Origin of the sequence: Bacillus sp. SRB_8 (assembly GCF_003264205.1) — a bacterium.
GTDB lineage: Bacteria > Bacillota > Bacilli > Bacillales > Bacillaceae_G > Bacillus_A > Bacillus_A mycoides.
In genome coordinates, this window is record NZ_NADT01000120.1 from 375 (window position 1) to 630 (window position 256).

Consider the following 256-nt stretch of genomic DNA (forward strand, 5'->3'; position numbering starts at 1 on the left):
ACTCCTCTCGGGCGCGTTTTTTTCGGGAAGTGGCTCAGCTTGGTAGAGCACCTGGTTTGGGACCAGGGGGTCGCAGGTTCAAATCCTGTCTTCCCGATACTTGTTTGGGGCCTTAGCTCAGCTGGGAGAGCGCCTGCCTTGCACGCAGGAGGTCAGCGGTTCGATCCCGCTAGGCTCCACCAAAAAAGTTCTTTGAAAACTGAACGAAACAAACAACGTGAACGTCAATTTTTATTTTTAGATGCTAGACAAACTA

2 tRNA genes are annotated in these 256 nt (G+C 50.8%); both read left to right on the forward strand.

Annotation, left to right across the window (positions count from 1 at the left end):
- Positions 1–23 precede the first annotated feature (23 nt).
- Positions 24–97 (forward strand) — tRNA-Pro (locus B5P40_RS32180).
- 9 nt (positions 98–106) lie between these two features.
- Positions 107–182, forward strand: a tRNA-Ala gene (locus tag B5P40_RS32185).
- Positions 183–256 lie beyond the last annotated feature (74 nt).